This window comes from Streptomyces sp. CB01373, from assembly GCF_002803075.1.
Taxonomy (GTDB): domain Bacteria; phylum Actinomycetota; class Actinomycetes; order Streptomycetales; family Streptomycetaceae; genus Streptomyces.
Genome location: NZ_NNBK01000006.1, coordinates 88,473 through 114,250, shown reverse-complemented (window position 1 = coordinate 114,250; position 25,778 = coordinate 88,473). Strand labels below are relative to the sequence as shown.

Sequence of the window (25,778 nt, the reverse complement as noted above, 5' to 3'; positions counted from 1 at the left end):
GATCGGCTCTCCGGTGGAGGCACGCGGGAGAGCGCGTATCAGCGTCAGGCAAGGGCCGGGGCCAGGTGGACGGCCTGTGCGGCGCGGAGTTGCCGGAAGGTGACCCGGCCGTCGGCGTCGACGCGGGCGCCGTGCACGGCGGGTTCGGGCAGGCTGTTGTAGTGGAAGGGCGTCGAGAAGTAGTAGGCGCCGGTGTCCGGGACGACGACGAGGTCGCCGACGTCGAGGAGGGGCAGCGCACGGTTGCGTGCCAGCAGGTCACCCGCGAAACAGCACGGGCCCGCGATGTCCTGTGGCACGGGCCGGCCGTGCTTGGCCCGGCCGCGGGGGTCGTGGGCCTCGATCCGCAGGGGCCAGGCGTCGGGGGCGAACACGGTCCGGGTGGCCACCTGTGCGCCGGCGTGGGTGATCGCGATGGGACGTCCGCCGACGGTCTTGGTGTACTCGACGTACGCGGCGGTGAACCCGTTCTTGGCCAGCACGGAACGGCCGAACTCGGTGATGATCTCGTACTCGCCCGAGAAGAGGGCCGGCGCGTGCTCGCGCAGGTGGTCCACGTAGGTGTCGAAACCGGGCGTCGTCTCGTCGCTGTCGAAATTGACCGGCAGTCCTCCCCCGATGTCGATGCCGGTGACCTGCCGGCGGCGGAGGTGGGCGTTGATCTCCTCGGCGAACTCCACCGCCTTCGCGATGCCTTGGGCGATCAGGTCCAGGGGACAGCCCTGCGAGCCGACGTGTGTGTGCACCCAGGTGAGCCAGGGACGGTCCCGGTACGCCTGGAGCAGTCGCCGCCGGTTGCCCTCGTCCTCCAGCGGAATACCGAACTTCGAGGTCGACGTGGCCGTGCTCATGGCGGTGATCGAGCCGGCGCCGATCTGGGGGTTGATGCGCACGCCGATGCGCGAGTCGGAACGGCGGGTCGCCAGGATCTCGTCCAGCCGCGAGAGTTCCTGGAAGCTGTCCGCGTTCACCGCGACCCCCAGGCTCAGTGCCCGGACCAGTTCGGCCCGTGTCTTGGCGGGGGAGTCGAACACGATGTGTGCGGGTTCGAAGCCCGCCTCCAGCGCCTGGGCGAGTTCGCCGGCACTGGCGACCTCGCAGCCCATGCCGCTCAGGCGCACTTCCTCGAGCACGGGAACCAGGCAGTTCGCCTTGGCCGCGAACGCGTGCAGGACCCGGAGGGAGTCGGGGAACGAGCTCCGCAGGGATGTGACGGTGTCGTTGACGCCGTCGAGGTCGACAAACCCGGCCAGTACGGCCGTCTCGGGTTCCAGGAGTCCCTGCTCTACGGCTGCCCGCAGAATCCGCTCGCGCCGGTCGGCCTTGTCAGAACCATTCATCGTGCACTCTCCCCGAGCCGAGTTCTCGCCGCCACGGCTGCCGTGGGGCGGACCACCAGACTCTCGTCGGAGCGGTGCGGGTGTCTTCGTCGGGAGTCCCGGTTTTCCGCCGCGCGGTTCTCACCGGGGAGCGAAGCCGCGGACGTGCCACAGCCTCCATGGTGCTCGGGCACGAAGAAGCGGCTCTTTCTTCGTGGCGGCGCCCGAATGCTCACGCCTCCCGGCCACCGCGGTCGAGAAGGCGCAGTTGCAGTTGGGCGAGGAGCCGGGCGTCCGGACTGCGGAGATCCAGCCCGGACACCTCGGTGAGCCGGCTGATCCGGTGCCGCAGGCTGTTCGCGTGCACACCCAGCGCCCTGGCGGTGTCCGGCACGTGACCGAAGTGGTCGAGGTAGGCCCGCAGGGTCTGCACCATGGTGCCTCCGCCGTGCGCGGCGTCGAACGCCACCAGGCGTGCCACCGGTGTCTCCGGTGCCAGGGCCGGTCCTGTCAGCGTGTCCAGCATCTGGTTCAGGGCGATCGTCTCGGCCACCTCGCTCGCGAAGGCGACGGTGCGGTGCTCTCCCGTCCAGAGCAGGGCTCTCAGTGCCAGGTCCGCCGTCCGGCGGGACTCGGGCAGGTCCGCCAGGGTCCCGACCACCGTGCCCAGACCGATTCTCGCTTCCGGCCCGAACGCGTCGGCCACCTGCCGGACCAGTGACTTCCCCAGACGTGCGACCTGTTCGACGGCCCGCTGCATGTCCTGGTGCAGCGCGCCCACCACGACCAGGGCCCCCTGGCTCACCGGCACCGCGACCGGCGTGAGGTCGTTCGCGCCGCAGTACACCGCCATCAGGGCACACAGCCTTACGGTTTCCTCCGCCTTGCAGGAGGCTCCCGGGCGTACCGACAGGACGGCGCAGTTCCCGCGCGCCGGAATTCCGGTGCGCTCGGTCAGCAGGCCGGCGGATCCCCGTCCGTCGAGCAGCGCACGGGCCGCGTCCTCGACCAGCCGGGCGTGCGTACGGTGCGAGCGGTGGTGCAGCAGATGTACGGCGGCCACCCGCGCCGCCGACCGCAGTGTGTCGGAGGCGTGCGGCGGGAGGTCGCCGCCCGCGGCCGCCACCCAGATCGATCCCAGGATCTCTCCGCCTGCCCGGACGGCCACCACCAGACGTTCGGGATTCTCCCCGTGCGCCGGCCGGTGGATGACGTCCCCCGAGCCCCACAACGCGCGGAAGAACCCGGCCTCCCGCATGGCGGCCACGCGCCACTCCGGCACGCGGCGGCCGAGGATGGTCAGTCGGCGTAACTCGTCCACGTCCTCCTTCGTGGACGAGTACGCCAGGACCCGGGACTCCACGTCCTCGATCGTCACCGCGCCGCTGACCAGGACCGCCACCGCGTCGGCCAGCCCGTTCAGGTCGCCCGGCGTCACAGCCGGATCGGCGGGGACTCCGGACAGGACCAGACCGGCCCGCAGCGCGCCGATCAACTCGACCCAGCCGCACCACGCCGTCCGGAAGAGCACCGCCGTACCGGCCTCCTCGGCGGCCGCCCGCAGCGCGTCCGGGGGCCGTCCCGACCTGCCCGGCCCGAAGACCAGCGCGGCCGCTCCCGAGCCGGCGGCATCGCGCACGACGTCGACGGCGGCGGCCGACTGCGGATCCATGCCCACTGCCAGCAGCACCTGCCCCCGCGGCAGCCCCGACTCCAGCGGGTCCAGCACCGTGATTCCCTCGACCACGCCCCCCAGGCCCCGCGGAGCCGTGCACAACTCCAGCGCACCGGCACCCATGACCGACAGCATTCTTTCCAGCGTCGGCCCCGCTGCGGCGGCGTCCCCCTGCCCGGCCGTTCCGTTCAGCAGCATCAGGCCCCCTCATGTCGATGCGCCGTGTGACGGTGAGTGTAGGAGGAGTCACACAAATGACGCGAGGTGTGTGCATCCGAGCCGACAACCCGCCCCGCGCCGAGGCCGTCGGGCCATGACGGCCTCGGGCTCTTCCTCCCATCACCGGCGCGGGGCGGCGCCATCGTCAGGGTGGTCTGGCCGCCGCCGCTTCCACTGCCCGGCAACGGAAGCGGCGGCCGTGATGCGCTTCGGCCCTGGCCCGGGGCGGTGCGTCCTGCGGGCAGCGCGCGGTTTGCGGGAGGGCGGGCGTCGGGCTTCAGGGCGGCGGCCCGTACCGCCGTCGCAGCTCGCGTCCATACTCCGCGTCACGAACCGCAGCGGAACGTCGGCGTCCGGGCGAAGGGCGTATCAAGGCGGCATCAAGTGCGTGTAAAGATTGCCGGGAGCAGGCAATGTGCTGTCACCCGATCGCATGGCAACATGCGGGCGGGGGAGATCGTCGAGTGAAAGCGCGGCCCAAATGAACTGGTTTGTGGGTCTCGGTATCGCTGGACTGGTCCTGCTGGTGCTCTCGCTGATCTTCGACGGGATCCTGGAAGGCCTGTTCGGCGGGGTGCTGGACGGGTTGTTCGACGGGCTGCTGTCGCTGCCGGTCATCGCCGGATTCGTGTCCATGCTCGGCTTCGGCGGGGCGATCGCGCTCGGCACCACCGGCCTGGGGGTCACGGGGGCCACGGCGATCGGCGTGGTGGCGGGCGTCGCCACGGGCTGGCTGACGTGGAAGCTCAGCAGCGCCCTGATGCGGGAGCAGGGCGCTGCCGCTCCGCGGGGCGACGATCTCGTCGGCGGCTCCGGTTCCGTGGTGACCGCTATTCCGGCCGAGGGGTACGGCGAGGTGCTGGTGCATCTCGCCGGGCAGCCGCTGAAGCTGGCCGCGAAGTGTTCGGTGCCGGTGGCGCGGGGTGCCGAGGTCTGGGTGGAGTCGGTACTGTCCGCGACCTCGGTCGTGGTCCGGCCGGTCGAAGACTGACCGTCGAAGCTGCGCGCCACACCACGAGGCCCGCACGCCCGCCCCTCCGTCTTCCTTCGTCTTCCTTCGTCTTCCTTCCGCGTCCGTTTCTGATCCGTTCCGATTCGCCGTCCCCCGGGGAGGGCTGAGGGGATTCCACACATGAGCCCTGTACTGATTGCCGTGATAGGAGCCGTCGTACTCCTGGTCCTGCTGGCCCTCGTGGTCGTCACCCGCTACAAGGTCGCGGGTCCCAGCGAGGCGTTCATCGTCACCGGACGGCGCGGCAAGAAGTCCACGGACCCCGAGACCGGCCGCGTCTCCATCGACAACAGCGGCCAGAAGGTCGTGGTCGGCGGCGGTGTCTTCGTCGTGCCCTTCGTCCAGCAGAAGTTCAGCCTCGACCTGTCCAGCCGGCACATTCCGGTGGCCGTCCGGGGCGCGGTCACGCTGCGCGGGGTGAAGGCCAACCTGGAGGGCGTCGCCATCGTCAAGGTCGGCGGCACCGAGGACTCGATCCGCGCCGCGGCCCAGCGCTTCCTGCAGCAGCAGGACGGCATCGTCGGGTTCACCCAGGAGGTGCTGTCCGGCGCGCTGCGCTCCATCGTCGGGCGGATGTCCGTCGAGGACATCATCCGGGACCGGGCCGCCTTCGCCGGGCAGGTCGCGGAGGAGGCCGAGGCCAGCCTGTCCGGGCAGGGGCTGGTGCTGGACGCCTTCCAGATCCAGGACATCACCACCGAGGGCTCCTACCTGGAGGACCTCGGCCGGCCTGAGGCGGCCCGCGCCAAGCAGGAGGCCGACATCGCCGAGGCCGTCGCCCGGCGCGCTTCCGAGCAGGCCCGCCTCAAGGCGGAGGAAGAGATCGCGATCGCCCAGCGCACCTACGCCCTGAAGCAGGCCGAGATCAAGGCCGAGACGGACGAGGCAGCCGCCCGCGCCAACGCCGCCGGCCCGCTCGCCGAGGCCGCCCGGCGGCAGGAGGTCCTGCAGGAGCAGGAGAAGGTCGCCGTCCGGCAGGCCGCGCTGACCGACCGCGAACTGGACACCCAGGTCCGCAAGCCCGCCGACGCCGACCGTTACCGGGCCGAGCAGGAGGCGGAGGCCCACCGCATCGCCCTGGTCAAGGAGGCCGAAGCGGCCGCCGAGCGGGCACGGCTCACCGGTGAGGGCGAGAAGGCCCACCGTGCGGCGCTCGCCGAGGCCGTCCGTATCGAGGGTGACTCCGAAGCGGCCGCGATCGCCGCGAAGGGCGCGGCGGAGGCCGACGCCATGCACAAGAAGGCCGACGCGTTCGAACGGTACGGCGACGCGGCGGTGCTCCAGATGCTGGTCGAGGTGCTGCCGCAGGTTGTCGCCAAGGCGGCCGAGCCGCTGTCGGCCGTGGACAAGCTGACCGTCATCTCCACGGACGGCGCGGGCCAGCTCACGCGCACGGTCGCCGACAACGTCGCCCAGGGCATGGAACTCCTCAGCTCCACCACCGGCGTCGACCTCGCCCAGCTCCTCCAGGGCCTCGCGGGACGCGGCACGGCGAAGACCCCGGCACAGGTCGAATCCTCGACCCCGGCGTCGGCCGAACCGTCCCACGACAAGATCGACATCACCGAATAGAGCACAGAACGCGGTGACACCGCCGACCACGGAGCCCGGCCGCCCAAGTGGCGCCCGGGCTCCGCTGTTTCCCGCTCAGCAAGTGCGAAGGGGTGTCGTCGCACAGCGGAAGTCCCCTTCGGGTGCGGGGACTTCCGGTCGGCGGCCGGGACGTCGGTCGGCGGTGGTGGACGTCCCGTCGCGTCCGGTCATCCCTCCCCGACCGCCTTCTTCAGGCGAAGGGCGGAGATCAGGAAGAAGACGCCGCCCAGGAACGCGTAGCCCGCGAGGCTTCCCAGGGAGGCGTTCTCCCCGCCGGCCTGGGCGATGAACGACGCGCCCGCGACGGTGGAGACGGCTCCGCTCGCGATCAGCGGCCACTGGCCTTTCCTGGACACCGTCACCGACCTGCTCGCGCAGACCGGCGACACGCCCGCCGACGCCGCAGGCCGGCAGTTCGTCATGCTCAGGGACGGCGCGATGGCGGCCGGCTGCCTCTTCGATCCGCGGCTGATCTCCGAGACGTTCCTGGACGGCGTCGAGGGAATCCTGCGGGCCCGTACCGCCCCCGAGTCCACGTCGGGCCCGGACGCTCCTCCCGGCACCGGGACGAGCGTCTGAGGGTTCACGCCTCGCGTCTGCCTCCGGCCGGTTCGAGCGGTCCGAGCGGGCCGAGCGGACCGCTGAATTGAAACCGTTCAATCGACCGACTCCACGTCGCGCGCCGGTCCCGCTACGCGTGACGGCCGAACCACGCCGCGCACGAAAGTGCCCGCACACTGATTGACCTTCACCCCGCCCGCCCATACGTTACCCACACTCACCTGAACTGAATCGATTCACCCATTCCTGGACGAGGAGTCGTAGTGATCAGTAGGAGGAGTGTTCTGGCGGGTGCGGCCGCCACCGTCGCGGCGGCGTCCTTGGACGCGATACCGGCGGCGGCCTCACCGGCCTCCGGGCACGACGGTCTGCGTGTCACGGCGCCGAGCGTGGAGTACGTCCAGCACCCCCTCGGTCTCGACGCACAACGGCCCCGGCTGAGCTGGCCGTTGGCTTCCGAGAAGCCGAATATGCGTCAGAGCGCCTATCAGGTCCGCGTCGCCACCACCGCGAAGGGCCTGTCCCGTCCGGACGTCTGGGACAGCGGGAAGGTCACGTCCGGCGAGTCCGTCCTCGTGCCGTACGGCGGTCCTCGGCTCGCGCCCCGGACACGCTACTTCTGGTCCGTACGTGTGTGGGACGCCGACGGCCGGGCCTCCGGCTGGAGCGAGCCCTCGTGGTGGGAGACCGGTCTCATGGAGGCCGGGCAGTGGACGGCGGACTGGATCTCGGCTCCGGCGAGCCTCACGAACGTGCCCTCCCTCGAGGGCAGTTCCTGGATCTGGTTCCCCGAGGGTGATCCGGCGAGCAGTGTTCCGGCGGTCACCCGCTGGTTCCGCGGCATCGCGAAGCTGCCCGAAGGGATCACCGCGGCGACGCTCGTCATCAGCGCGGACAACGTGTACGCCGTCTCCGTGAACGGGGTCGAGGTGGCCCGCACCGACCTGGAGACCGACAACGACGGCTGGCGCCGCCCGGCCGTGGTCGACGTACTGGACCAGGTGCGCACCGGCGACAACGTCATCGCCGTCTCCGCCACCAACGCGTCCCCGGGCCCGGCGGGACTCATCGCCGTTCTCACGGTCCGTACCGCTTCCGGCGAGCGGAGGACGGTCACCGACGCCTCCTGGAGGGCAACCGACAAGGAACCTCCCGCCGACTGGCGCGGGCTCGGCTTCGACGACGGAGGCTGGCCGGCGGCGATGGTGGCGGCGCCGTGGGGCGGCGGGCCCTGGGGCAGGGTCGTCCCGGTGACGTACGCCGTCACGCAGGTGCGCCACGAGTTCCGGCTCCGCAACCGGAAGGTGTCCCGCGCACGGCTGTACGCCACGGCGCTCGGCCTCTACGAGGCCCACCTCAACGGCAGCCGCGTGGGCCGCGACCAGCTCGCTCCCGGCTGGACGGACTACCGCACCCGCGTCCACTACCAGACGTACGACGTCACCACGCTCCTGCGGCCCGGTGCCGCCAACGCCATCGGGGTGTATCTCGCGCCCGGCTGGTACGCGGGCGACGTCGGCATGTTCGGCCCTCATCAGTACGGCGAACACCCGGCTCTGCTGGCGCAGTTGGAGGTGGAGTACGCGGACGGGACGAGCGAGCGCATCACTTCGGGCGCCGGCTGGCGGGCCGCCTCCGGGGCGATCGTCGCCGCCGACCTCCACGGTGGCGAGACGTACGACGCCCGCAAGGAGACCCCGGGCTGGACCTCACCCGGCTTCGACGACGGGGGCTGGCCCGGCGTACGCGAGGCCGGCGACGTCGGCCCCGGCCTGATCGTCGCGCAGGAGAACGGTCCGGTACGCGTGGCCGAGGAGCTGACACCGAAGAAGGTGACCCAGCCCAGGCCCGGTGTCTTCGTGTTCGACCTCGGCCAGAACATGGTCGGTTCGGTACGCCTGCGGGTGTCGGGCGCCGCGGGAACGACCGTCCGGCTCAGACACGCCGAGGTGCTCAACCCCGACGGCACCGTCTACACGGCGAACCTGCGGAGCGCGTCGGCGACCGACACGTACACCCTCAAGGGCCACGGGGAGGAGAGCTACGAGCCTCGCTTCACCGTCCACGGTTTCCGCTATGTCGAGGTGACCGGATTCCCCGGTACCCCCTCGGCGAAGGCCGTCACCGGGCGCGTCATGTATACGTCAGCGTCGCCCACGCTCGACTTCGAGACCGACGTGCCGATGCTCAACCAACTGCACCACAACATCATTTGGGGGCAGCGCGGCAACTTCCTCTCCGTTCCGACGGACACGCCCGCGCGCGACGAGCGCCTGGGCTGGACGGGAGACATCAACGTCTTCGCGCCCACGGCCGCCTACACGATGGAGTCGGCCCGCTTCCTGTCCAAGTGGCTCGTCGACCTCCGGGACGCCCAGACCGCGGAGGGCGCGTTCACGAACGTGGCGCCGGATGTCGGCGGACTCGGAGGCGGCACCGCCGGCTGGGGCGACGCGGGCGTCACCGTCCCCTGGTCGCTCCACCAGGCCTACGGCGACCGACAGGTCCTCGCGGACGCCTGGCCCTCCGTCCAGGCGTGGCTGACGTATCTGGAGAAGAACAGCGTCCGGCTGCTGCGCCCGGCCGAGGGGTACGGCGACTGGCTGAACACCGACGACGAGACCCCCAAGGACGTCATCGCCACCGCGTACTTCGCGCACAGCGCCGACCTCGCGGCCCGGATGGCCGCGGAACTCGGCAAGGACCCTGCCTCGTACCTCGATCTCTTCGGCCGGGTACGAGAGGCGTTCCGGAACGCCTACGTCACCTCCGACGGCAGGGTCAAGGGTGATACGCAGACGGCCTATGTCCTCGCGCTGTCCATGGACCTGATGCCGGACGGACTGCGGAAGGCCGCGGCCGACCGGCTCGTCGCCCTGATCGAGGCCAGGGACTGGCACCTCTCGACGGGTTTCCTCGGCACGCCCCGGCTGCTGCCGGTCCTGACCGACGCGGGGCGCACCGACATCGCCTACCGCCTCCTGCAGCAGCGCTCCTTCCCCAGTTGGGGCTACCAGATCGACAGGGGCGCCACGACGATGTGGGAGCGCTGGGACTCCATCAGGACCGACGGCGGTTTCCAGGACCCGGGCATGAACTCCTTCAACCACTACGCCTACGGCTCGGTGGGAGAGTGGATGTACGCCAACATCGCCGGTATCTCGGCGGGCCGGCCCGGCTACCAGGAGATCGTCGTCCGCCCCCGTCCGGGCGGAGCCGTCACCTCCTCCCGCGCCACCTTCACCTCGGTCTACGGGCCCGTCTCCACCCAATGGCGGCAGCGCGCCGGCCGTTTCACCCTGACCTGCACGGTGCCGCCGAACACGACTGCCGAGGTGTGGATCCCCGCGTCCAGTCCGAAGGCGGTCACCCGCACGCGCGGGACGCTCCTGCGCCAGGAGGACGGCTGCGCGGTGTATCAGGTCGGCTCCGGCACACACCACTTCACCGCCTGACCGTCCGGCGATCCCACGGACTCACGGGCGGACAGGTGCCCGTGTCCGCCTCCCGTTGCCGGTGCCGCGGTCCGCCTGAACTCCTATCGGGCCGCCACCGGACCTTGCCCGGACGGTCAACTTGCCGACGACCAGGGAGTCACACAGCCCCTGTCGCACCGGCGTCTGGTTCGCCGCAGCCCAGGTCAGGCCTCGGGTGGACCCGGTGCGGGGCGAGGGGTCTCCAGGCGGAGGACCAGGGCGCGCAGGGCGTGGAGTTCGGCGTCCAGGGCCTGGGCGCCGCGGCGGGTGAGGGTGATCCAGGTGCGGGGGCGGCGGCCGGCGTAGCCCTTCTCCAGGATGATCAGCCCCGAGTCCTCCAGCACCTTCAGGTGACGCGAGAGATTTCCGTCGGTGACGGCGAGTTGCTTCTTCAGGAAGCCGAACTCGACCCGGTCGGCCTCTCTGGCGATGGTGAGGATGCCGAGCCGCACGCGCTGGTGGACGGTGTCGTCCAGCGACTGGGTCGGATGGAGTCCTTCCTGTTCGGCCCGCTCAGCGGTCGAGTCCCCGACGCTCATGGGGCAACCGTACCCGCGTCGGCGGAGCCGGGCGCGGCGCGGCGACGGGCCGCCGCCCGCTCGACCAGGCCGGCGGCCAGCAGGACAGTGGCCAGCAGAACCGCCTTGGCCTGCGGTCCGTCCGTCCAGCCGGGGTGGGCGGGGTGCTGCCAGGGGAGCCACCCGGTGCCCCAGGAGGCACCTAGGTAGGCGGTGAGCAGCAGGGCATGCGCGATACCGGCGGCCGCGGCGGTCCAGTTGCGTTCGGCCGCCCCGAGAGCGAGCAGTCCGATGCCGACCAGGTACCACGGGGAGGCGTAGCTGTTCTCCAGCAGGACCACCTCCCAGGGCTGGCGCCTGGCGAACAGCAGGCACAGCAGGGCGCCCGTGATCACCACACCGGCGATGGCGGTGGTGCTGAGCCACACGCCGCGGCGGGGGACGACACCACGGGCCTCGCCGCGCAGGCGGTACCAGCGGGCGAAGACGAACCAGGCCAGGGGGAGGAGCGCGAACCACACGCCCCATCCCACGAAACGCAGGAAGGCGCCGTCGAACTCGCCTTTCAGACAAGGGGTTCCCGGTTCGTGCACGACGCACAGGCCGGTCAACTCCGCGTAGGCGAAGGCCGGATAGGAGTTGATGCTTCGGCCGTGGGCTCCGAAGTTGAAGGCGTACCGGGCGATCGGAGCGGCCGCCAGCGCGAGAAGGCCGAAGCCGACGAGAGAGACCCACGAGCCGTTCATCTGCGCGCGGGTACTGGCCCGCAGGCCTTCTGTCGCCGCCAGCAGGCCGGCCGCGCGCGCCTCCGGTCCGGATCCCGCGCCGATCGACGACGGTGTCTCCATTCCCACTGATGTCCCCCTTGTGGTCGCGCCCGAACAGCGCTCGGAAGCGGGCCGCCGGTCCGCCGCCCGCTCATCATCCCCATTTACTCTGCAATACAAAGTACATGGCATGCAAGAGTAAGTCGCCGCGGCCGGGCGAGCGGGTCCGGCGTCCGTCGTCAGCCGTGCTGTTGGGGCTTTCGGGGCTTCGTCGTGTGCGTGGCCGCCAGTCGCAGCAGTTCGTCGACCGGCCACTGGTCGTAGACGTGCTCGCCGTACGTGGCGGCCAGGACCCGGCCGTCGGGCGCGACGAGGAAGTCGGCGGGGAGGCCGAGGCGGCCGCCGTGCGGGCTGGTGGACGGCAGGTGCTCCCGCCCGCGGACGACCTCCCGCAGACCGCTCACGACCGCACGGAGGATCGGCCACCAGGCGCGCGGGGCGAGCAGGGCGCGGGGTGAACTTTCCACGCCGAACTCCCGGTACAGCCGCTTGTCCGGGTCGGCGACGACGGCGAACGGGAGATCGGTGGTGTGGGGCAGCAGTTCACCGGCGGGCGAGTGGAAGAGCACGACGTCGCGGACACCGGCCGCCTCGATCTCCTCGTGCCGCCGCACCACTGAGCGCAGGTGCAGGTTGCAGACCGGGCAGCCGGCGAACCGCCGGAACTGGAGGTGGATCAGCCGGTCGGGATCGGGCACGGCGACCTGCTCGCCGGAGACGGCGGTGAGACGTCGCTCCTGGACGATCGAACCGGGCCTCACCGGACTGCGGGACATGGGCACGACGGACTCCCCTCCGTAGGCGTACGGCATACACTTACCAGCGTAGGCGTATGCCGTACGCTGTCAACCGCCATGCCACGCCCACGTTCACTCACACCGGACCAGCCGGCCGCGGCCGCCCTCGCCGTCATCGACCGGGACGGGCTCACCGGACTGTCGATGCGCGCCGTCGCCAAGGAACTCGGCATGAGCACGATGGGGCTCTACCGGTACGTGGACGACCGGGAGGAACTGGAACGGCTCGTCGTCGAGCTCGTACTCGCCGGTGTGGACGTCGAGCCGCCGGACCCCGGCATGCCGTGGCGCGAGCGGATCGAGGTCATGGTGCGTCGGCTGCGCGACGCCGTGGCGGCCCACCCGGCGACCGTCCCGCTCGCCATCAGCCACCGGCACCACTCCCTCGGGGTACTGCGCTGGTCGGAGGCGGTGCTCGCCGTCCTCACCGAGGCGGGCGTCGAGGGCGAGCGGCGGGTCGTCGCCCTGCGCGGACTGCTCAGCTACGTCATCGGAGCCATCCAGCTCGAACACCTCGGGGCCCTGTCCGGTGCGGGCACCGCGGCCATCACCGAGCTGTCGGCCGCCGAGTTCCCGCACATGACGGAGACCGCCCGGCACGCCCGGAACGTCGGTGCCGACCAGGAGTTCCTGGGCGGGCTCGCGCTGCTCCTCGACGGCCTCGGCGGTCCCGGCGGTCTCGGCGGCCTCCGCGCCTGAAGACGGCCCGATGGGCCCCGCCCGCAGGAGCCGCCCGAAGGAGCCGCCCGAAGGCTCCCCGCGCCCTGCCCCGCCCCGCCTTGTCCTGCCCTGGCCCGGCCCCCGTCGGCCGGAGCCCGGGTGTGACGGGAGAGGGCCTCCATACGCTGAGGCAGTCGGAATGAGCAGCGAGGGCGTCAGATCCGTAGAGCGAACGAGTAGCTACCGCATGGGATGGACACGGGCATGGGCGACCGACACAGCGACGGTGGGGGCGTGGACCACCGACGCGCCGGTACGGGTGGCCACGGGTCCGGTGCCGACGACGGAAGCCGCGCCGTCGCGCTGGAGTCCGCACTCCGCCGCGCCCTGCGCGCCGGGGCCCTCGACACGTCGGCCGAGCAGCGGGCCGTGGCCGCTTTCCGGGCCGCCCGGGCGGAGGGCGTACACCAGCAGGCGCGGGCGCGGAGGCGGGACGACTGGCGGTCGTGGCACGTCCTGGGGCGGCGCTCGGTGCGGGCCGCCGTCGCCGTGCTCCTCGCCGGCCTGACGTTCAGCGGCGTGGCGATCGCGGCGATCGGCTCACCGGAGTCCGACGGGAAGGCGGAGGACGACGGCCGGGTACGGCGGCACCCGTCGTCCACCGCGCCCCAGGCCACGGCGCCCGCATCGACACCGGCGTCCGCCTCCACCGCCCCGTCCGGGCCCGGCTCCCCCACACCCGCCCCCTCCGCCGGGTCCGGCTCCCCCGCGCCCGCGCCGTCCGTGACCCGGGACCGCCCGCCCACGGCCAAGGACATCCTGGCCCACTGCCGCGCGTACGCGTCGGTGAAGGGCAGGGGCAAGGCGCTGGAGTCGACGGCCTGGAAGCGGTTCGTCGAGGCCGCCGGAGGCGAGGACAACGTCGACGCCTACTGCGCCGACCAGCTGTCGCAGGCCGGGACGGGCAACGCGGGCAACGCGGGCAACGCGGGCAAGGGGAACGGCTCGGACGGCGGGAGCGGCCCGGCCAAGGACAACGGACAGCCGAACGGCCACTCGGCCGGCGAGAAGAACGAGCAGAGCAAGAAGAACGCCAAGAACGAGAAGCCCGGACAGGCCGGTGCGGCGAAGACCGAGTGACGGATTGGGTGCCTTGCCGCACGACTGTGTCGACTTCGTGTCAGTGGACCCGCACCCGTGACAGTCGGCGCTCGCGCCACGCTGAAACAAGTGACCCCCACGCGGGGTCGGGCCGTCTGCTCTCCGGGGGGAGGTACGCGGGCGGCATCGTGCAGGGGCAGACTCGTTCGCACCCCCCGTGGCGGGTCTGCCCCTGCCCAGCCGGCCCGAGCGGCCTCAGCGGGCCCGGCGGCGCATGAACCTGTCATCGAGGCGTTTCCCGCGGACCGCCTGGTCGCGACGCCGCCACTTCGAGTGACCTTGATCTCCTCGTGGGCAATGCGACGGCGCCTGAGGCAACCGGACCACCAACTGCTACCGTCTACCAATCTGTAGACGTCCATCCCTCGGACGGCCCGGCTTCACGAGGGTTCCACTTCTGCGTCCGCGTGTGTTCACACGCGTTCCCCGGAGCGCTCACGCACGTGGACCCATGGCCCGGAGATCCACCTGATGACGACTTCCTCCCCGCCCGCCACGGGGCTCGACGGCGCGGCCATCGACGGCGGCCTCTACACCGACGTCACCAACTTCGCTCGGGACACCCACTGGCTGAACGAGCCCGTCGCGGTCTTCTCCGACATCGGCATGGGCCTGTTCGCGCTCTTCCTGCTGGTGGCCTGGTGGCGGGCCCGGCGCCAGGGGAACACGGTCATGACCGCCGTCCTGGCCACGCCGTTCGCCGTGATCCTGGCGTACGCCCTCAACAGCGGGATCAAGAACGTCTTCCAGGAGCCGCGCCCCTGCCGGGCCCTCCCGCACGACTTCCTCATCGAGGCGTGCCCCCCGGTCGACGACTACGCCTTCCCCAGCAACCACACCACGGTCGCCTTCGCGTTCGCGGCGGCCCTGCTGCTCATCAGCCGGTGGCTCGGATCCATCGCCCTGCTCACGGCCGTGGCGATGGGTGCCTCGCGCGTCTACGTCGGCGCCCACTACCCGCATGACGTCGGCGTCGGCGCGCTGGTGGGCACCGTGGTCACCCTGATCGTCGTCCTGCTGGCACGGCGGCTGGCCGTGCCGCTGGTGGAGCGGATGAGCACCGGGCCACTGAGCCCGCTGCTCGTCGCCAGGACCGCGAAGCGGGCCCGCCCGTCGGCCCGCGCGAGCCGCGCGGCAGCGCGGGCCCGGGTGTAGGGCCTCTCGTCCGGACATCAGGAGCGGACCGCCCGGCCGGCCTCGGCCCAGTTCGCGTGCAGCTTGTCGAGGTAGGACCGGGCCTGGCTGCCGGGGGTGGCCCCGCGGGCGAAGGCGAGCATGTTGCCCTGGCCGGTGTTGTAGCCGAGGGCCAGCAGGTCGTCCTTGCTGTACGGGGCCGCCCACTGGGCGGGCAGCACGGCCGCGAGGTCGTGCAGGTACCAGGCCGCGGCCTCGACGGCGAGGTCGCGGTCGTCGGGCAGTTCGTCCCAGGAGCGGTTCGCGAAGTCACGGTCCTTCCTGGTGGCGTCGAAGGTCGCACGGTGCATGTTGGCGATGCCGAAGGCGGCGTCCGGCTTGTACTTCTGCCAGGCCCGTTCGAGACCGGGCTCGTGGGGCTTGTACGACTCGTTGTAGAGGATCGCCATCAGCAGCCGGGCGCTGACGCCCGCCTGGCCGGCCCTCCGGCGCACCTGGGCGGCGTAATCGGCCGGGTCGTACGGTCCCGCGGTCGCCGTCGCCGAGGGGCGTGCCGGGGCGGGGGGTGAGGCCGGGGCCGTGGCCGTGGCCTCCGGTACGGGCCGGGGGTCGGAGCCGGAGGGCAGCCCGCCTGCCACGCGCACGGCGACGTAGCAGGCGGCGGCCAGGAGCACCACCGCCGGCCAGCGCCGCCGCGACCGGGTAACCGTCATGTCCCGCCCTCCCTGCCCCGCTCCCCCGCTTCGCGCGGGCTGGTCACTCCTCGTAGTAGTTGTTGATCACCACGTCCGGCTCGTCGTCGTCGAACGCCTCGTTCAGCAGGGCCCCGCCGACCAGGCCGGCCGCGCCGGCGCCGATGAGCGCGCCGGTGCCGAAGCGGCGGCCGCCCTGCTGCTGGTCGCCCTGGGGGGCCGGGTAGCCCTGCTGCGGGTAACCCTGCTGCGGATAGCCCTGCTGGGCCTGGGAATACCCCGGACTCATCGGCTGGGGCGGGGTGTAGAACGGCGGTGCGGTGGTCTGGACGCGCTGCGCGCACTCGGCGCACGCCTGGACCGGCCGGGGTACGCCCCACTGCGGGTACCAGTTCACGCTCATCGTGCCGGGGCCGTGGCCGGGGTCGAAGAAGCAGGTCATGGCGGGGCTCCTCGTGGGGTGCGGGGGTGCGGTGACGGTCGGCGGCTGCGGGGACACCAGGGTCGGTGTCGGCGTCACGGGGACGGCCGACGCGGGCGGGGCGGGCGGCGCGGGGAGGGGTGGGGGCGTCGTGGGCATCGGGGCCGGGTCGTACGCTCCCGCACCGGAGGCCGGGCGCGGGACCGGACCGGACGCGGCCGGGCTCCCCTCCGGGTCCGTGGTCTCCCGCAGGACGTCCACGCCGTAGTCGGCGGCGATGCCCGCGAGGCCCGAGGCGTAGCCCTGCCCGACCGCGCGGAACTTCCACTCGGCGCCGTGCCGGTACAGCTCGCCGAAGACCAGTGCCGTCTCGCCGGACAGGCCGTCGGCCGCCAGGTCGTACCGGGCCAGTTCGGCGCCGCCCTCCTGGTCGAGCACGCGGATGTGGGCGCCGCGCACCTGGCCGAAGGCGTGCCCGCGCGCGGCTCCCTCGTAGAGCGAGACCGGGAAGACGACCTTGGTGACCTCGGCGGGGACGCGGGTCAGGTCGACGTCGATCCGCTGGTCGTCGCCACCGGCGGGGCCGCCGCCGCTGTGGCGGACCGAACCGTCGGGACTGCTCAGGTTGTTGAAGAAGACGAAGTGCCGGTCGGACAGCACCTTTCCGGACGCGTCGCACAACAGCGCGCTGGCGTCCAGCTCGTATCCGGCATCCGCCCGCCAGCCCAGCCCGACCGTGACCGCCGTCAGGCCGGGAGCCTGCTTGCTCAGCGAGACGTTGCCGCCCTTGGTCAAGGGCACACTCATCGAACTCCTCCGCAGCTTTTCCGGTCCCCCGTGTTCATGGGACTCAACGCGCCTGCCCTCCCTGGCAGTTCCAGGGTTGCGCAATAATGAAAATATGTGCCGGATGCGGACCGGCCGGGCAACCATCGGCGCCGTACCTCGCGTCCTGGCCATTGCGGGCATCCGGAACCACGCGATCAGGCAACCCATACTCCTGGAGAAGAGGCGACGTGAGCATCATCGGCTGGATCATTCTCGGACTGCTGGCCGGGGCCATCGCCAAGATCCTGCTGCCGGGGCGGGACCCGGGCGGACTGATCGGTACGACACTCATCGGCGTAGCGGGCGCGTTCGTGGGCGGATGGCTCTCCGCCAAGTTCCTGGGCCGCTCCGTGGAGAACAACTTCTTCGATCTCTACACCTGGGGCGCGGCCATCGGCGGCTCGCTCGTGCTGCTCATCGGCTACCGCCTCCTGTTCGGCAACTCGCGGAACTGATCCGGCGGCGCCGCCCGGGAGGCGCTCAGTCCTCCTCGGCCGGCGACGTGCAGCGGTAGGCGTGGGCACGGCGGCGGTCGCGGCGCACCAGGACGGTCGTACTGGCCGCCACGATCAGCGTGGCGGTGCTCAGCGGGACCAGGAAGGGCGTCATCACCGCCATCGCCGCGGTGACCGCCGTCATCGTCTCCATCGTCGTCACTCCTCCGTTCCGGGCTCGGCCGCGTGCCGGGCCCGGGAGGCGGTGCGGCCCGTGAGGGCGGCCTCGATGGCGCCCATCCGGTCGGCCAGCAGGGCAAGGGCGGCGGTCGCGCGCGTGAGGGGATCCCCGGCCGGGCCGCCGAGGGCCTGCGCGCGGACGTGGGCCGACTTCAACTCGGCCCAGCGAGTCGCCTGCGGTGGGGTCAGGGCGCCGCGCAGCTCGGCCAGTTTGAGCAGGTTGGCCTCGGCTCCCGTGGTGAGGGTCTGTGCCTCGGCGGTGAAGTGGTCGTCGAGGACGGCGGACAGTTCGGTGTCGTTCATGACGGGCCGCAGCCGCTGGGCGATCTTGTTCATGGTGCGGTAGGAGCCCTGGAGGCGGAACGGCGGCTCGGTGCGTGTCTCGTCGGACTGGGCGGCGGAGGCGATGTAGGCGGCGTTGACCGCGAGGACCGTCTCGCGCGCGCTGAGCAGATGGCGCAGCACGGACACGATCTGCTCGACCTCGGCGGGCGCGTAGGGGTGCCCGAGCCGGTCCGCGCGGGCCGCGGGGTCGTTGCCCGCGAGGCGGAGGAACAGGTCGAGGTCGCGGCGGTCGCGGCCGGCCAGCGGGGCCAGCACCGCGTTCGCGGTGAGCGCGTTCTCCAGGAAGCTGACCGCGAAGACGTCCTCCTTGCCGGTGAGGACGTCGCCGAGGTTCCAGACGTCGGCGCGGTTGGCGAGCATGTCGGGGACGCGGAAGCGCTCGCCGGACTCGGTGTAGGGGTTGCCGGTCATGCAGACGGCGAACCGCTTGCCGCGCAGGTCGTAGGTGCGCGCCTCGCCGTTCCACACGCCCTCGACCCGGCGGGTGGCGTCGCACAGCGGGATGAACTTCTGGAGCAGTTCCGGCGAGGTGTGCTGGATGTCGTCCAGGAGCAGCAGCGTGTTGTTGCCCGCCGCCAGCGCGAAGTTGATCTTCTCGATCTCCTGGCGGGCGGTGGCGTTCGGGGCCTCGGCCGGGTCGAGCGAGGTGACGGCGTGGCCGAGGGCGGGTCCGCTGATCTTGACGAGCATCAGGCCCAGGCGGTCGGCGACGTACTCCATCAGCGTGGTCTTGCCGTAGCCGGGCGGCGAGACGAGCAGCAGCAGGCCGCCGGTGTCGGTGCGCTTGCTCTCGCCCGCGGTCCCGAGCTGGCGGGCGAGGCTGTCACCAATGAGGGGCAGGTAGACCTCGTCGATGAGGCGGTTGCGGACGAACGCCGCCATGGAGCGCGGGCGGTGGTCGTCCAGGCGCAGCCGGGCGCGTTCGGCGTCGACGAGGGCGGTGCGGCGGCGCTGGTAGGCGCGGAAGGCGGGGGCCTCCCGCGTCTCGAAGCGTTCGGTACGGGCCAGGAACTCGTCGATCCGCAGGGTGAGGGTGCGGTTCTCGATGCGCGGGTGGGTGCCGAGCAGGCCCTCGACCGTGGTCACCGGGGAGACTTCGGATTCGTAGCGGGGCAGGTCCGGGCACAGCTCGGCGGCGACCGCCTCGGCCAGGTCCCCGGCGGTGATCTCCGTACCGGTGGAGGTGACGTACGCCGACAGCCACGCCCCGGCGAGCTGGCGGCGCGCGGCGAGGTCGTCGAGCGCGGCCAGGTCCTCGTCGTAGGCGGAACTGCCCACGGTGTGACGGAACTTGTCGAGCAGGGTGCGGGTGGCGGCGGTGATGACGAACCCGTCGGTCCCGCTCGTCAACTCCTCGAAGAGGTAGGCCGCGGCAGCGGGCGCGAGGTCGCCCGCGCCCAGAGGAGCCGGCCCGCGGCCGCCATCGGTCGACGGCCAGGTTTCCAGGGACGTCGCGAGTTCCGTGATGAGTTCGGGGATGGCGGGGGACGGGCCGAAGGTGTCGCGGGCGCGGGCCAGGGAGGCGGCGCGGCGGGTCCAGGCCGTGCGGGCCCCGGGGGTGGTGCCGTGTGCCCAGAACAGCTGGGCGGCGGCGCGCGCGGCGGGTTCGTGGCGCAGGGGCCCGGCCTGCTCGTAGAGGGAGAGCAGGGCGGTGAGGATCGCCGTCGCGTCGTGGTCGTGGACGCCGCGCTCGTAGCCCTCGTCGTACGCCTCCTCCGCGGCCCCGCGCACCAGGGCCGGCAGGTCGGCCTGGGCCGGCGCGCCCGCGCCGTGGCGGCGCAGCAGGCGGGCGGCGAGGTGTTCGGCGCGGTAGACCTCGGGCGACTCGGACGGCAGCCGCCGGTCCCAGTACGGGCGGGTGTCCGCGAAGGCCGGGTCGGTGACGGGAGCGCGGTAGTCGGTGCCGGACAGGGCGAAGGCGAGGCCGTCGCCCTGCGGGACCAGGGTGAGGTCGAGCGGCCGGTTGGTGACGGCGAAGCGGTGGGTGCCCAGGCGGATGGTGCGGCCGCCGTCGGCGTACAGGTCGGTGCGGTCGCGCAGCGCGCGGGCCGCCTCCTGGCGGGCGGACTTCAGCCGGCCGTCCAGTTCCTCGGCCCGTACGGGGTCGCCGAGTTCGCGCAGTTCCTCGGCCGTGCGGCGGGCCTTGGCGACCAGCGGGTCGGAGGCGAAGAAGGTGCTCACGGCGTCGGTGTCGGCGAGTGTCGCCGCGCGCCGGGCGATCGTCTCCAGCACCCGCCCGGCGGAGGCGGCGAGTTGTTCGGCGCGGCGGGCGCGGGCGTCCAGGAGGCCCTGCTTGCGGCCGGAGAAGGCCTCGTAGATCTCGGTGCGCCGGTCGGCCAGTTCGCCGAGGAAGTCGTCGAACTCCGCGAAGCGGGACTCCAGGTTCTCCAGCCGCACCATCAGGGAGGCGAGTTGCTCGTCGCAGGCGTCCGGATCGTCCGCGGCCGCGAGCGCGCCGGTGACGGCCTGGCCGAGCAGCGCGAACTCGGCCGCGAACTCGGCGCGTCCCTCCTGGTCGCGCAGTTCACGGCGGCGGGCGTCGAGCAGGGCGCGGGCGCGGTTGACGCCGCCGAGCACCTCGGCGATGCGTTCCAGGACGGAGGTGCGCACGGTGGCGTCGCCGATGTCGAGCCCGGCGACGACCTCGGTGACCGTGCGCAGCGTGCCGGCGAGGTCGTCGAGCCGGCCGGCGACCGGTGCCGCCTCGGCGACGCTGCCGATCGACTCGGCGTCGGCGGCGAGGCGTTCGACCTCCTCGTGGTGGTCGGCGAAGGCGTCCTCGCGGGCCAGGAAGGCGACCGCCCGCTGCCCGAACGTGGCGAGGTCGGCCTCCGCCTCGGCGGCGAGTTCGTCGATACGGGCGGCGTCCGCGTACCGCATCTCCTTCAGGGTCAGCAAGTGGCCCTGGGCCTGCCGCAGTTCGCTCAGGCCGCCGACCCAGGCGGCGGCGCCGCGCGGTGCCTCGCCACGCAGCCGGCGCACCACCGCGGCGAGCCTGCCCGCGGCCGCTTCGAGCGCGTCCGCGGCCTGCCGGGTCAGCGTCTGTACGGTACGGAACTCCTCCAGCACCTGCTCGGCGGTGACCCGTACGGCGTCCAGCGGGGTGCGCAGGTCGCCCAGTTCCTCCTCGCCCAGCCAGTGGTGGGTGTCGAGGGCGCGGACGCAGGCGGCGGCCAGCGCCTCGTACACCTCGACGGTCGGCGTGGTCTCGGCGACGGCGCGGCCGATGGACAGGCAGTCGGAGATGCCGCGTACGAGGTCGGCGTTGCCGATCCGTCCGAGGGGCCCGGTGCCCGTGGCGCCGGCGTGGGTGTCGGAGACGTAGGGGGAGCTCCACAGCTGGAGGGGGTGCACGCGGCCCGGCTCGTCGGGCCCGGCCGAGGGGTCCGTGCGCAGCGCCATCAGCGTGCCGTCGTCGAACAGCGCCCAGCCGTGGCAGGACAGCGGGGTGGCGACCTCCTCGCGGATGGTGTTGTACGACAGCAGCAGGCTGCGTCCCTCGGCGGGCGCGTGGAAGGCGTACAGCACGTCCTCGCCGTAGGGCGAACGCACCTCGCGCTCGAACTCCAGCCCCGATCTGCCGAGTTCGTAGGTCTTGTGGGCGCCGGTGGCGAGGCAGTAGCCGCCGGGGAAGACGATGCCCTGGTCGTCGGGCAGGCGGCGGCAGGCCTGCCCGACGCCGTCGATGCGGACCACGGTCCTGGTGAGGGTGTGGAAGACGAGGTGGCGGTGGGGCTGCTCCTTGTAGGGGCGGATCCGCAGCAGGATCAGCGGGCCCACGCTCGCGTACGCGATGTCCGCGTCGGCGAGGGCCTGCAGCGGCTCGTCGACCGGTTCGCTGTGGATGCCCTCGCCGGTCTCGGTGTCGTCCTCCGTCTTGACGGTGAGGCGGCCGCCGACGGTGGAGACGAAGACCTCGCCGCGCACGGAGACGTGCGGGTGGCGGCCGAGGACGTGGTCCTCACGGCCGGTCGCGGTCCACTCGAAGTCGTGGGAGGGCGGCGGGACGTGGTCGCGTTCGCCGCGCCCGTCCAGGAACGCCGCCCGGCCGTCGGCGGTGAGTGTCCAGCGCAGCACCCGGATGTCGCCGGCCTTCTCACCGGTCCGGAAGACGGCGAGGAGGCGGTCCTCGACGCGGCGCAGGCTCAGCAGCCGCGCCTGCCGGTAGTAGCGGTGCAGGGCCTCGAACTCCCGCACGAAGGCGGGGTCGTCGAGGAGTCCGGGCACCGCGTCCTCGGGGAGCCGGTTCAGCTCCCGGTCGTGCAGTGCGAGGACGTCGCCGACCCGGGGTTCGGGCAGGTGGCCGTTGTATCCGAACAGCAGGCGGTCGCCGACGGCCACGACGTCGCGGGGCACGCTGGGGTGCTCGGTGCGCAGCCGGCCGGTGCCGGTGAGGTCCAGGCGCGTGGCACCGAACTCCTCGGCCCGTCGGGCGTTGAGTCGCTCGGCCCCGCGGGCGAGCTCGGCGGCCTGCGCGGTCAGCCGGTCGCGCAGCACCTCGTACGTTCCGGTGTCCACGGAGTCGTACGAACCCGTCTCCAGGGCGGTGGCCATGGGTGGTGCGTCCCTTCACGAAGAGGTGCGGGCCCGGGGGCAGGCCTGTCCGGCGGATCAGGCCGGCCCCCGTCGAACGGGGCCGGGTTCCCGGCCCCGCGTTCGCGGCGTGATCCGCGGGGGGCGGGCCCCCGACCGCCCCTTGAAGGCGGCGGCTCGGGGCCCTCCCGCGGCTCGTCAGGCCCGGGTGGTGCCGTTGAGGGCGGTGCCGTTGAGGGCGGTGAGCGGGGTGTCGGCGAGGCCCAGCTCACCGGCCCGGTCGAGGAGTTGCTGGAGCTGACCGGCGTTCGTGCCGCCCGTCTGCATCATCTTCATCAGCAGCGCGGAGACCGTCAGGTTCTTGACGTCGGCCGAGCCCATCCGGCCGAGGATCCGGCCGAGGTCCTCGGTGAAGTTCGACGAGCCGTCCAGCCAGGGCGCGGCAAGGGCCTGCGCGGTGCGGGAGTTCTCCACGAATCCGTCGATGCCCTTGCCGAACGAGATCGCGCTCATCAGGCGGTCGAAGAAGACCGACTCGCCGCCGACGATGTCGATGTCGGCGTGCTCGAGACCGGTCGCGAGGACCGTGGCCTGCGCCTCGGCGACCTGCCGCTGCGCCTCCAGGCCGGCCAGCCGGATCTCCTTCTCCGCCTGCAGCCGCAGCCGGTATTCTTCGTGCTCGCGGGAGGCCTCGTCCAGGGCGGCCATCGCCGCCGCCTTCTCGGTCAGGCCCGCCGCCTCGGCCTTCAGCTTCTCGCCGATCGCGGCGGCCTCCGCGAGCGCCTTGGCCTGGGCGCCCTCGGCCTCCGCGCGCAGCCGGGCCTCGGTGCCCCGGGCCTCGGCCAGTGCCTTGGCCTGCGACGCCTCGGCCTCGGCGCGGCCGGCCTTCTCGATGACCTCGGCCTCCTGCTCACGGACCCGGACGGCGGCCAGGCCCTCCGCGGCGGCCTCGGCCTGGACGGCCTCCGCCAGGCGCAGCTTGGCGCGGGCGTCGAGGTCGGCGGTCTTCAACCGGGCCTCGGCCAGGGTGAGTTCCTCGGCGGCGCGGTGGGTGGCGGCCTGCTCGGCGGCCTCGGCGGCCTTGATGTCCTTGACCAGCTTCTCCTGCGCCTCCGCCTCGGCGGCGATGATCACGGCCTGGCGCTCGCGCTCCGCCTCCTCCACGGCGCGCAGCTTCTTGATGGACTCCTCCTGCTCGGCGACCGTGCGGTCCACGGCGACCCGCTCGCGGACGACCTCGGCGATCTCCCGCTTCTCCGCCTCGACCTCCTTGTCGGCGGAGATCCGGGTGAGCTGGGTCTCCCGCTCCCGGGCGATGACCTCGAGGAGGCGGTCCTTCTCGATGCGCTCGTTCTCGATGGCGATGACCCGCTCGCGGTTCTTCGCGGCGACCGCGACCTCACGGGCCTGGTTCTCGCGCTGGACGCCGAGCTCCTCCTCGGTGCGCAGGAAGGCGCTCTGCGCGCGCAGCCGCTCCTCCTCCACCACGCGGGCGGTCTCGGCCTCCTCGCGGGCGCGGGAGGTATCGATCTCCCGCCTCTGCTTGATCTCGGCGTCCGCCTGGCGGCGCTCCAGCTCCAGGATGGCCTCGCGCGCGTCGACGTTCTGCCGGGTGATCTCCTTCTGTTCGGTGCGCTGTGCCTCGTTGGTGCGCACGTGCTCCACGGCTGTCAGCTCGGTGATCTTCCGGATGCCCTGGGCGTCGAGGACGTTGCCGGGGTCGAGCTGGGTCAGCGGCGTCTGCTCCAGGTAGTCGATCGCCGCGTCCTCGAGGTGGTAGCCGTTCAGGTCGACACCGATGACCTCGATGATCTGGAACCGCAGTTCCTCACGCTTGGTGTAGAGGTCGGTGAAGTCCATCTGCTTGCCGACGGTCTTCAGCGCCTCGGAGAACTTGGCGTGGAACAGCTCCTGCAACGTGTCCCGGTCGCTGGCGCGGGCGGTGCCGACGGCCTGGGCGACCCGGACGACGTCCTCGGCGGTCTTGTTGACCCGTACGAAGAACGTGATGCGGATGTCGGCGCGGATGTTGTCCCGGCAGATGAGCCCCTCGCGGCCGGTGCGCGTGATCTCGATGGCCTTCACCGAGATGTCCATGACCTCGGCCTTGTGCAGCACCGGCAGGACGACCTGGCCGGTGAAGGTCACGTCGACCTTGCGCATCTTGGAGACGATCAGGGCCTTGCCCTGCTCCACCTTGCGGAACAGCCGGGAGAAGGTGAACAGCAACAGGAGAACGACGAGCAGGCAGCCCGCGACGAGTGCGCCGATGACATCCATGGCATACGTCCTTGACAGTAAGGAACGGTGAGTAAGGGAGAGACCGGGTGGCCGGGTGCGGCCCCCCGCGGTGTCCCGGCGGCTCGGGCGCCGGGAGACGGCGGGAGACGGGTGCGCCGCGGAATCGTCAGCCCCCTCTTCCCCCTGCGACGCACCGGGCGGCGGTACTTCCCCCCTGCCGGTTCCGGCAACGGACATCTGCCGATGCCCGGCACCGGAACCGTCCGCGGTGCTCCCCTCACGGCATGATGCCCGACCGGCCCCACCTCGCACATTGCCGGTTTCCGGCAGTGTTCGGGGGTGCTTCCATGCCGGTGAGCTGACAGAGCATCATCAAGATCGACCGGGCCGGGGTGCGGCACCCCCGGAGATCACGGGGACGGCGTCCAGCCGGGTGCGGTGCGGGCCCAGGCGCTGTCCCAGGCGGCCAGGTTGCGGCGGCGGAGCAGCAGCCCGGCGGCGCCGTAGACCGCGGCGCCGGTGACCGGGACGGCCAGGGCGGCGAGGATCGCCCAGCCCTTGCTGTGGCTGCGCACCTGGGCGGCGCTCAGGGGCGGCTCGGTGATCCGTCCGTCGGTGTCGGCCCACACGTCGACGGGGCTTCCCGCCGGCAGCCCGGGCTCGACGTGGGTCCTCGCGGTGCGGGCGAGCCCGCCCGGGTCGGTGAAACGCACCGGCACCGGGTAGCGGGTCTCCTTCGCCTCCTCGGATCCCGGCTCGGGATGGCGGGGAGCGTCGTGCAGAAGGACCGCGGTGGTCTGCCACCGCGTCCTCTCCTGGTGCTCGGCCGCCCGCTCGTAGTGGCGCAGGGCGGTGTCGCCGACGAAGAACAGGGCCACGGGCGTGCCGGCCAGCACGGCCAGCAGGATGCCGAGGCCGATCCACGCCTGGGCCAGGTCGCTGGGCCGGCGCATCGGGTTGCGCCGCAGGCGCCAGAGCACGCGGCGGGGGAGTTCGTCGGGGAGCGGGTCGTCGGGTGACAGTCCTTCGGGGGGCGGCTGGGCCCGAGGGATGCCGCCGGCCATGGCGCGGCCCTCCTTCGTGTCCTCGTTG

General features: G+C 72.3%; 18 protein-coding genes and 1 pseudogene. 8 read left to right on the top strand and 11 right to left on the bottom strand.

Annotated elements, in window-relative coordinates; translation table 11 throughout:
• Positions 1–44 precede the first annotated feature (44 nt).
• Positions 45–1,340 carry a diaminopimelate decarboxylase gene (locus CG719_RS11020; protein WP_100568381.1) on the bottom strand — a complete coding sequence of 432 codons (1,296 nt, stop codon included), beginning with the start codon at positions 1,338–1,340 and terminating at the stop codon, positions 45–47.
• Positions 1,341–1,551: 211 nt separating this feature from the next.
• On the bottom strand, positions 1,552–3,192 hold the full coding sequence (locus CG719_RS11015; protein WP_100568380.1) for a helix-turn-helix domain-containing protein: 1,641 nt from the start codon (positions 3,190–3,192) through the stop codon (positions 1,552–1,554).
• A 502-nt stretch (positions 3,193–3,694) separates the two neighbouring features.
• Between CG719_RS11015 and CG719_RS11010 the strand changes: the two genes are divergently transcribed.
• The 4 genes and pseudogenes from CG719_RS11010 to CG719_RS10990 all read left to right on the top strand — a co-directional run bounded on the left by CG719_RS11010 (position 3,695) and on the right by CG719_RS10990 (position 9,834).
• Positions 3,695–4,204 (top strand): hypothetical protein, encoded by a 510-nt coding sequence (locus CG719_RS11010; RefSeq protein WP_100568379.1) that lies wholly within the window; start codon positions 3,695–3,697, stop codon positions 4,202–4,204.
• Between the two features lie 141 nt (positions 4,205–4,345).
• Positions 4,346–5,797, top strand: coding sequence for a flotillin family protein (locus tag CG719_RS11005; protein ID WP_100568378.1), 1,452 nt, complete (start codon positions 4,346–4,348; stop codon positions 5,795–5,797).
• 366 nt (positions 5,798–6,163) lie between these two features.
• Positions 6,164–6,397 (top strand): annotated as a pseudogene (locus CG719_RS10995) (hypothetical protein); the annotation flags it as partial.
• A gap of 245 nt (positions 6,398–6,642) precedes the next feature.
• Positions 6,643–9,834: an alpha-L-rhamnosidase gene (locus CG719_RS10990; RefSeq protein ID WP_100568376.1), complete on the top strand. Its 3,192-nt coding sequence runs from the start codon at positions 6,643–6,645 to the stop codon at positions 9,832–9,834.
• 185 nt (positions 9,835–10,019) lie between these two features.
• Here the strand turns inward: CG719_RS10990 and CG719_RS10985 are convergent, their stop codons facing one another.
• From CG719_RS10985 to CG719_RS10975, 3 genes are all read right to left on the bottom strand, one after another.
• Positions 10,020–10,394, bottom strand: coding sequence for a transcriptional regulator (locus tag CG719_RS10985; protein WP_100568375.1), 375 nt, complete (start codon positions 10,392–10,394; stop codon positions 10,020–10,022).
• The gene (locus tag CG719_RS10980) at positions 10,391–11,221 is read right to left on the bottom strand and encodes a hypothetical protein (RefSeq protein WP_100568374.1); all 831 of its coding nucleotides are present in this window, start codon (positions 11,219–11,221) and stop codon (positions 10,391–10,393) included. Before CG719_RS10980 ends, CG719_RS10985 begins: the two co-directional genes overlap by 4 nt.
• Positions 11,222–11,379: 158 nt before the next feature.
• On the bottom strand, positions 11,380–12,012 hold the full coding sequence (locus tag CG719_RS10975) for a peroxiredoxin-like family protein (protein WP_234375517.1): 633 nt from the start codon (positions 12,010–12,012) through the stop codon (positions 11,380–11,382).
• 42 nt (positions 12,013–12,054) lie between these two features.
• On the opposite strand from CG719_RS10975, the gene CG719_RS10970 reads away from it, so the two are divergent.
• From CG719_RS10970 to CG719_RS10960, 3 genes are all read left to right on the top strand, one after another.
• The gene (locus CG719_RS10970; RefSeq protein WP_100568373.1) at positions 12,055–12,696 is read left to right on the top strand and encodes a TetR/AcrR family transcriptional regulator; all 642 of its coding nucleotides are present in this window, start codon (positions 12,055–12,057) and stop codon (positions 12,694–12,696) included.
• A 225-nt stretch (positions 12,697–12,921) separates the two neighbouring features.
• Complete coding sequence (locus tag CG719_RS10965; RefSeq protein ID WP_159024845.1) at positions 12,922–13,797, top strand: hypothetical protein; 876 nt, start codon at positions 12,922–12,924, stop codon at positions 13,795–13,797.
• A 492-nt stretch (positions 13,798–14,289) separates the two neighbouring features.
• Positions 14,290–14,973 (top strand): phosphatase PAP2 family protein, encoded by a 684-nt coding sequence (locus CG719_RS10960; protein ID WP_100568371.1) that lies wholly within the window; start codon positions 14,290–14,292, stop codon positions 14,971–14,973.
• A gap of 17 nt (positions 14,974–14,990) precedes the next feature.
• Here the strand turns inward: CG719_RS10960 and CG719_RS10955 are convergent, their stop codons facing one another.
• Positions 14,991–15,665: a lytic transglycosylase domain-containing protein gene (locus CG719_RS10955; RefSeq protein WP_100568370.1), complete on the bottom strand. Its 675-nt coding sequence runs from the start codon at positions 15,663–15,665 to the stop codon at positions 14,991–14,993.
• A gap of 43 nt (positions 15,666–15,708) precedes the next feature.
• A complete protein-coding gene (locus tag CG719_RS37335) occupies positions 15,709–16,872 on the bottom strand; it encodes a TerD family protein (protein WP_100568369.1) in 1,164 nt (387 codons plus the stop codon).
• A gap of 209 nt (positions 16,873–17,081) precedes the next feature.
• Between CG719_RS37335 and CG719_RS10945 the strand changes: the two genes are divergently transcribed.
• Positions 17,082–17,348, top strand: coding sequence for a GlsB/YeaQ/YmgE family stress response membrane protein (locus CG719_RS10945; RefSeq protein WP_100568368.1), 267 nt, complete (start codon positions 17,082–17,084; stop codon positions 17,346–17,348).
• Between the two features lie 25 nt (positions 17,349–17,373).
• On the opposite strand, the gene CG719_RS35345 is transcribed toward CG719_RS10945, so the two are convergent.
• From CG719_RS35345 to CG719_RS10930, 4 genes are all read right to left on the bottom strand, one after another.
• Positions 17,374–17,541, bottom strand: a complete 168-nt coding sequence (locus tag CG719_RS35345) for a hypothetical protein (RefSeq protein ID WP_159024844.1) — start codon at positions 17,539–17,541, stop codon at positions 17,374–17,376.
• A 5-nt stretch (positions 17,542–17,546) separates the two neighbouring features.
• On the bottom strand, positions 17,547–22,466 hold the full coding sequence (locus CG719_RS10940; protein WP_100568367.1) for a DNA repair ATPase: 4,920 nt from the start codon (positions 22,464–22,466) through the stop codon (positions 17,547–17,549).
• A gap of 177 nt (positions 22,467–22,643) precedes the next feature.
• Positions 22,644–24,725: an SPFH domain-containing protein gene (locus tag CG719_RS10935; protein WP_100568366.1), complete on the bottom strand. Its 2,082-nt coding sequence runs from the start codon at positions 24,723–24,725 to the stop codon at positions 22,644–22,646.
• Between the two features lie 371 nt (positions 24,726–25,096).
• On the bottom strand, positions 25,097–25,750 hold the full coding sequence (locus tag CG719_RS10930; RefSeq protein ID WP_100568365.1) for an Rv1733c family protein: 654 nt from the start codon (positions 25,748–25,750) through the stop codon (positions 25,097–25,099).
• Positions 25,751–25,778: the final 28 nt, after the last annotated feature.

Excerpts from the sequence above, each read along its gene's own strand:
- CG719_RS11020 (WP_100568381.1), bottom strand. The coding sequence starts at position 1,340 with ATGAATGGTTCTGACAAGGCCGACCGGCGCGAGCGGATTCTGCGGGCA.
- CG719_RS11015 (WP_100568380.1), bottom strand. The coding sequence starts at position 3,192 with ATGCTGCTGAACGGAACGGCCGGGCAGGGGGACGCCGCCGCAGCGGGG.
- CG719_RS11010 (WP_100568379.1), top strand. The coding sequence starts at position 3,695 with ATGAACTGGTTTGTGGGTCTCGGTATCGCTGGACTGGTCCTGCTGGTG.
- CG719_RS11005 (WP_100568378.1), top strand. The coding sequence starts at position 4,346 with ATGAGCCCTGTACTGATTGCCGTGATAGGAGCCGTCGTACTCCTGGTC.
- CG719_RS10985 (WP_100568375.1), bottom strand. The coding sequence starts at position 10,394 with ATGAGCGTCGGGGACTCGACCGCTGAGCGGGCCGAACAGGAAGGACTC.
- CG719_RS10980 (WP_100568374.1), bottom strand. The coding sequence starts at position 11,221 with ATGGAGACACCGTCGTCGATCGGCGCGGGATCCGGACCGGAGGCGCGC.
- CG719_RS10975 (WP_234375517.1), bottom strand. The coding sequence starts at position 12,012 with ATGCCGTACGCCTACGGAGGGGAGTCCGTCGTGCCCATGTCCCGCAGT.
- CG719_RS10970 (WP_100568373.1), top strand. The coding sequence starts at position 12,055 with ATGCCACGCCCACGTTCACTCACACCGGACCAGCCGGCCGCGGCCGCC.
- CG719_RS10965 (WP_159024845.1), top strand. The coding sequence starts at position 12,922 with ATGGGCGACCGACACAGCGACGGTGGGGGCGTGGACCACCGACGCGCC.
- CG719_RS10960 (WP_100568371.1), top strand. The coding sequence starts at position 14,290 with ATGACGACTTCCTCCCCGCCCGCCACGGGGCTCGACGGCGCGGCCATC.
- CG719_RS10955 (WP_100568370.1), bottom strand. The coding sequence starts at position 15,665 with ATGACGGTTACCCGGTCGCGGCGGCGCTGGCCGGCGGTGGTGCTCCTG.
- CG719_RS37335 (WP_100568369.1), bottom strand. The coding sequence starts at position 16,872 with ATGAGTGTGCCCTTGACCAAGGGCGGCAACGTCTCGCTGAGCAAGCAG.
- CG719_RS35345 (WP_159024844.1), bottom strand. The coding sequence starts at position 17,541 with ATGGAGACGATGACGGCGGTCACCGCGGCGATGGCGGTGATGACGCCC.
- CG719_RS10940 (WP_100568367.1), bottom strand. The coding sequence starts at position 22,466 with ATGGCCACCGCCCTGGAGACGGGTTCGTACGACTCCGTGGACACCGGA.
- CG719_RS10935 (WP_100568366.1), bottom strand. The coding sequence starts at position 24,725 with ATGGATGTCATCGGCGCACTCGTCGCGGGCTGCCTGCTCGTCGTTCTC.
- CG719_RS10930 (WP_100568365.1), bottom strand. The coding sequence starts at position 25,750 with ATGGCCGGCGGCATCCCTCGGGCCCAGCCGCCCCCCGAAGGACTGTCA.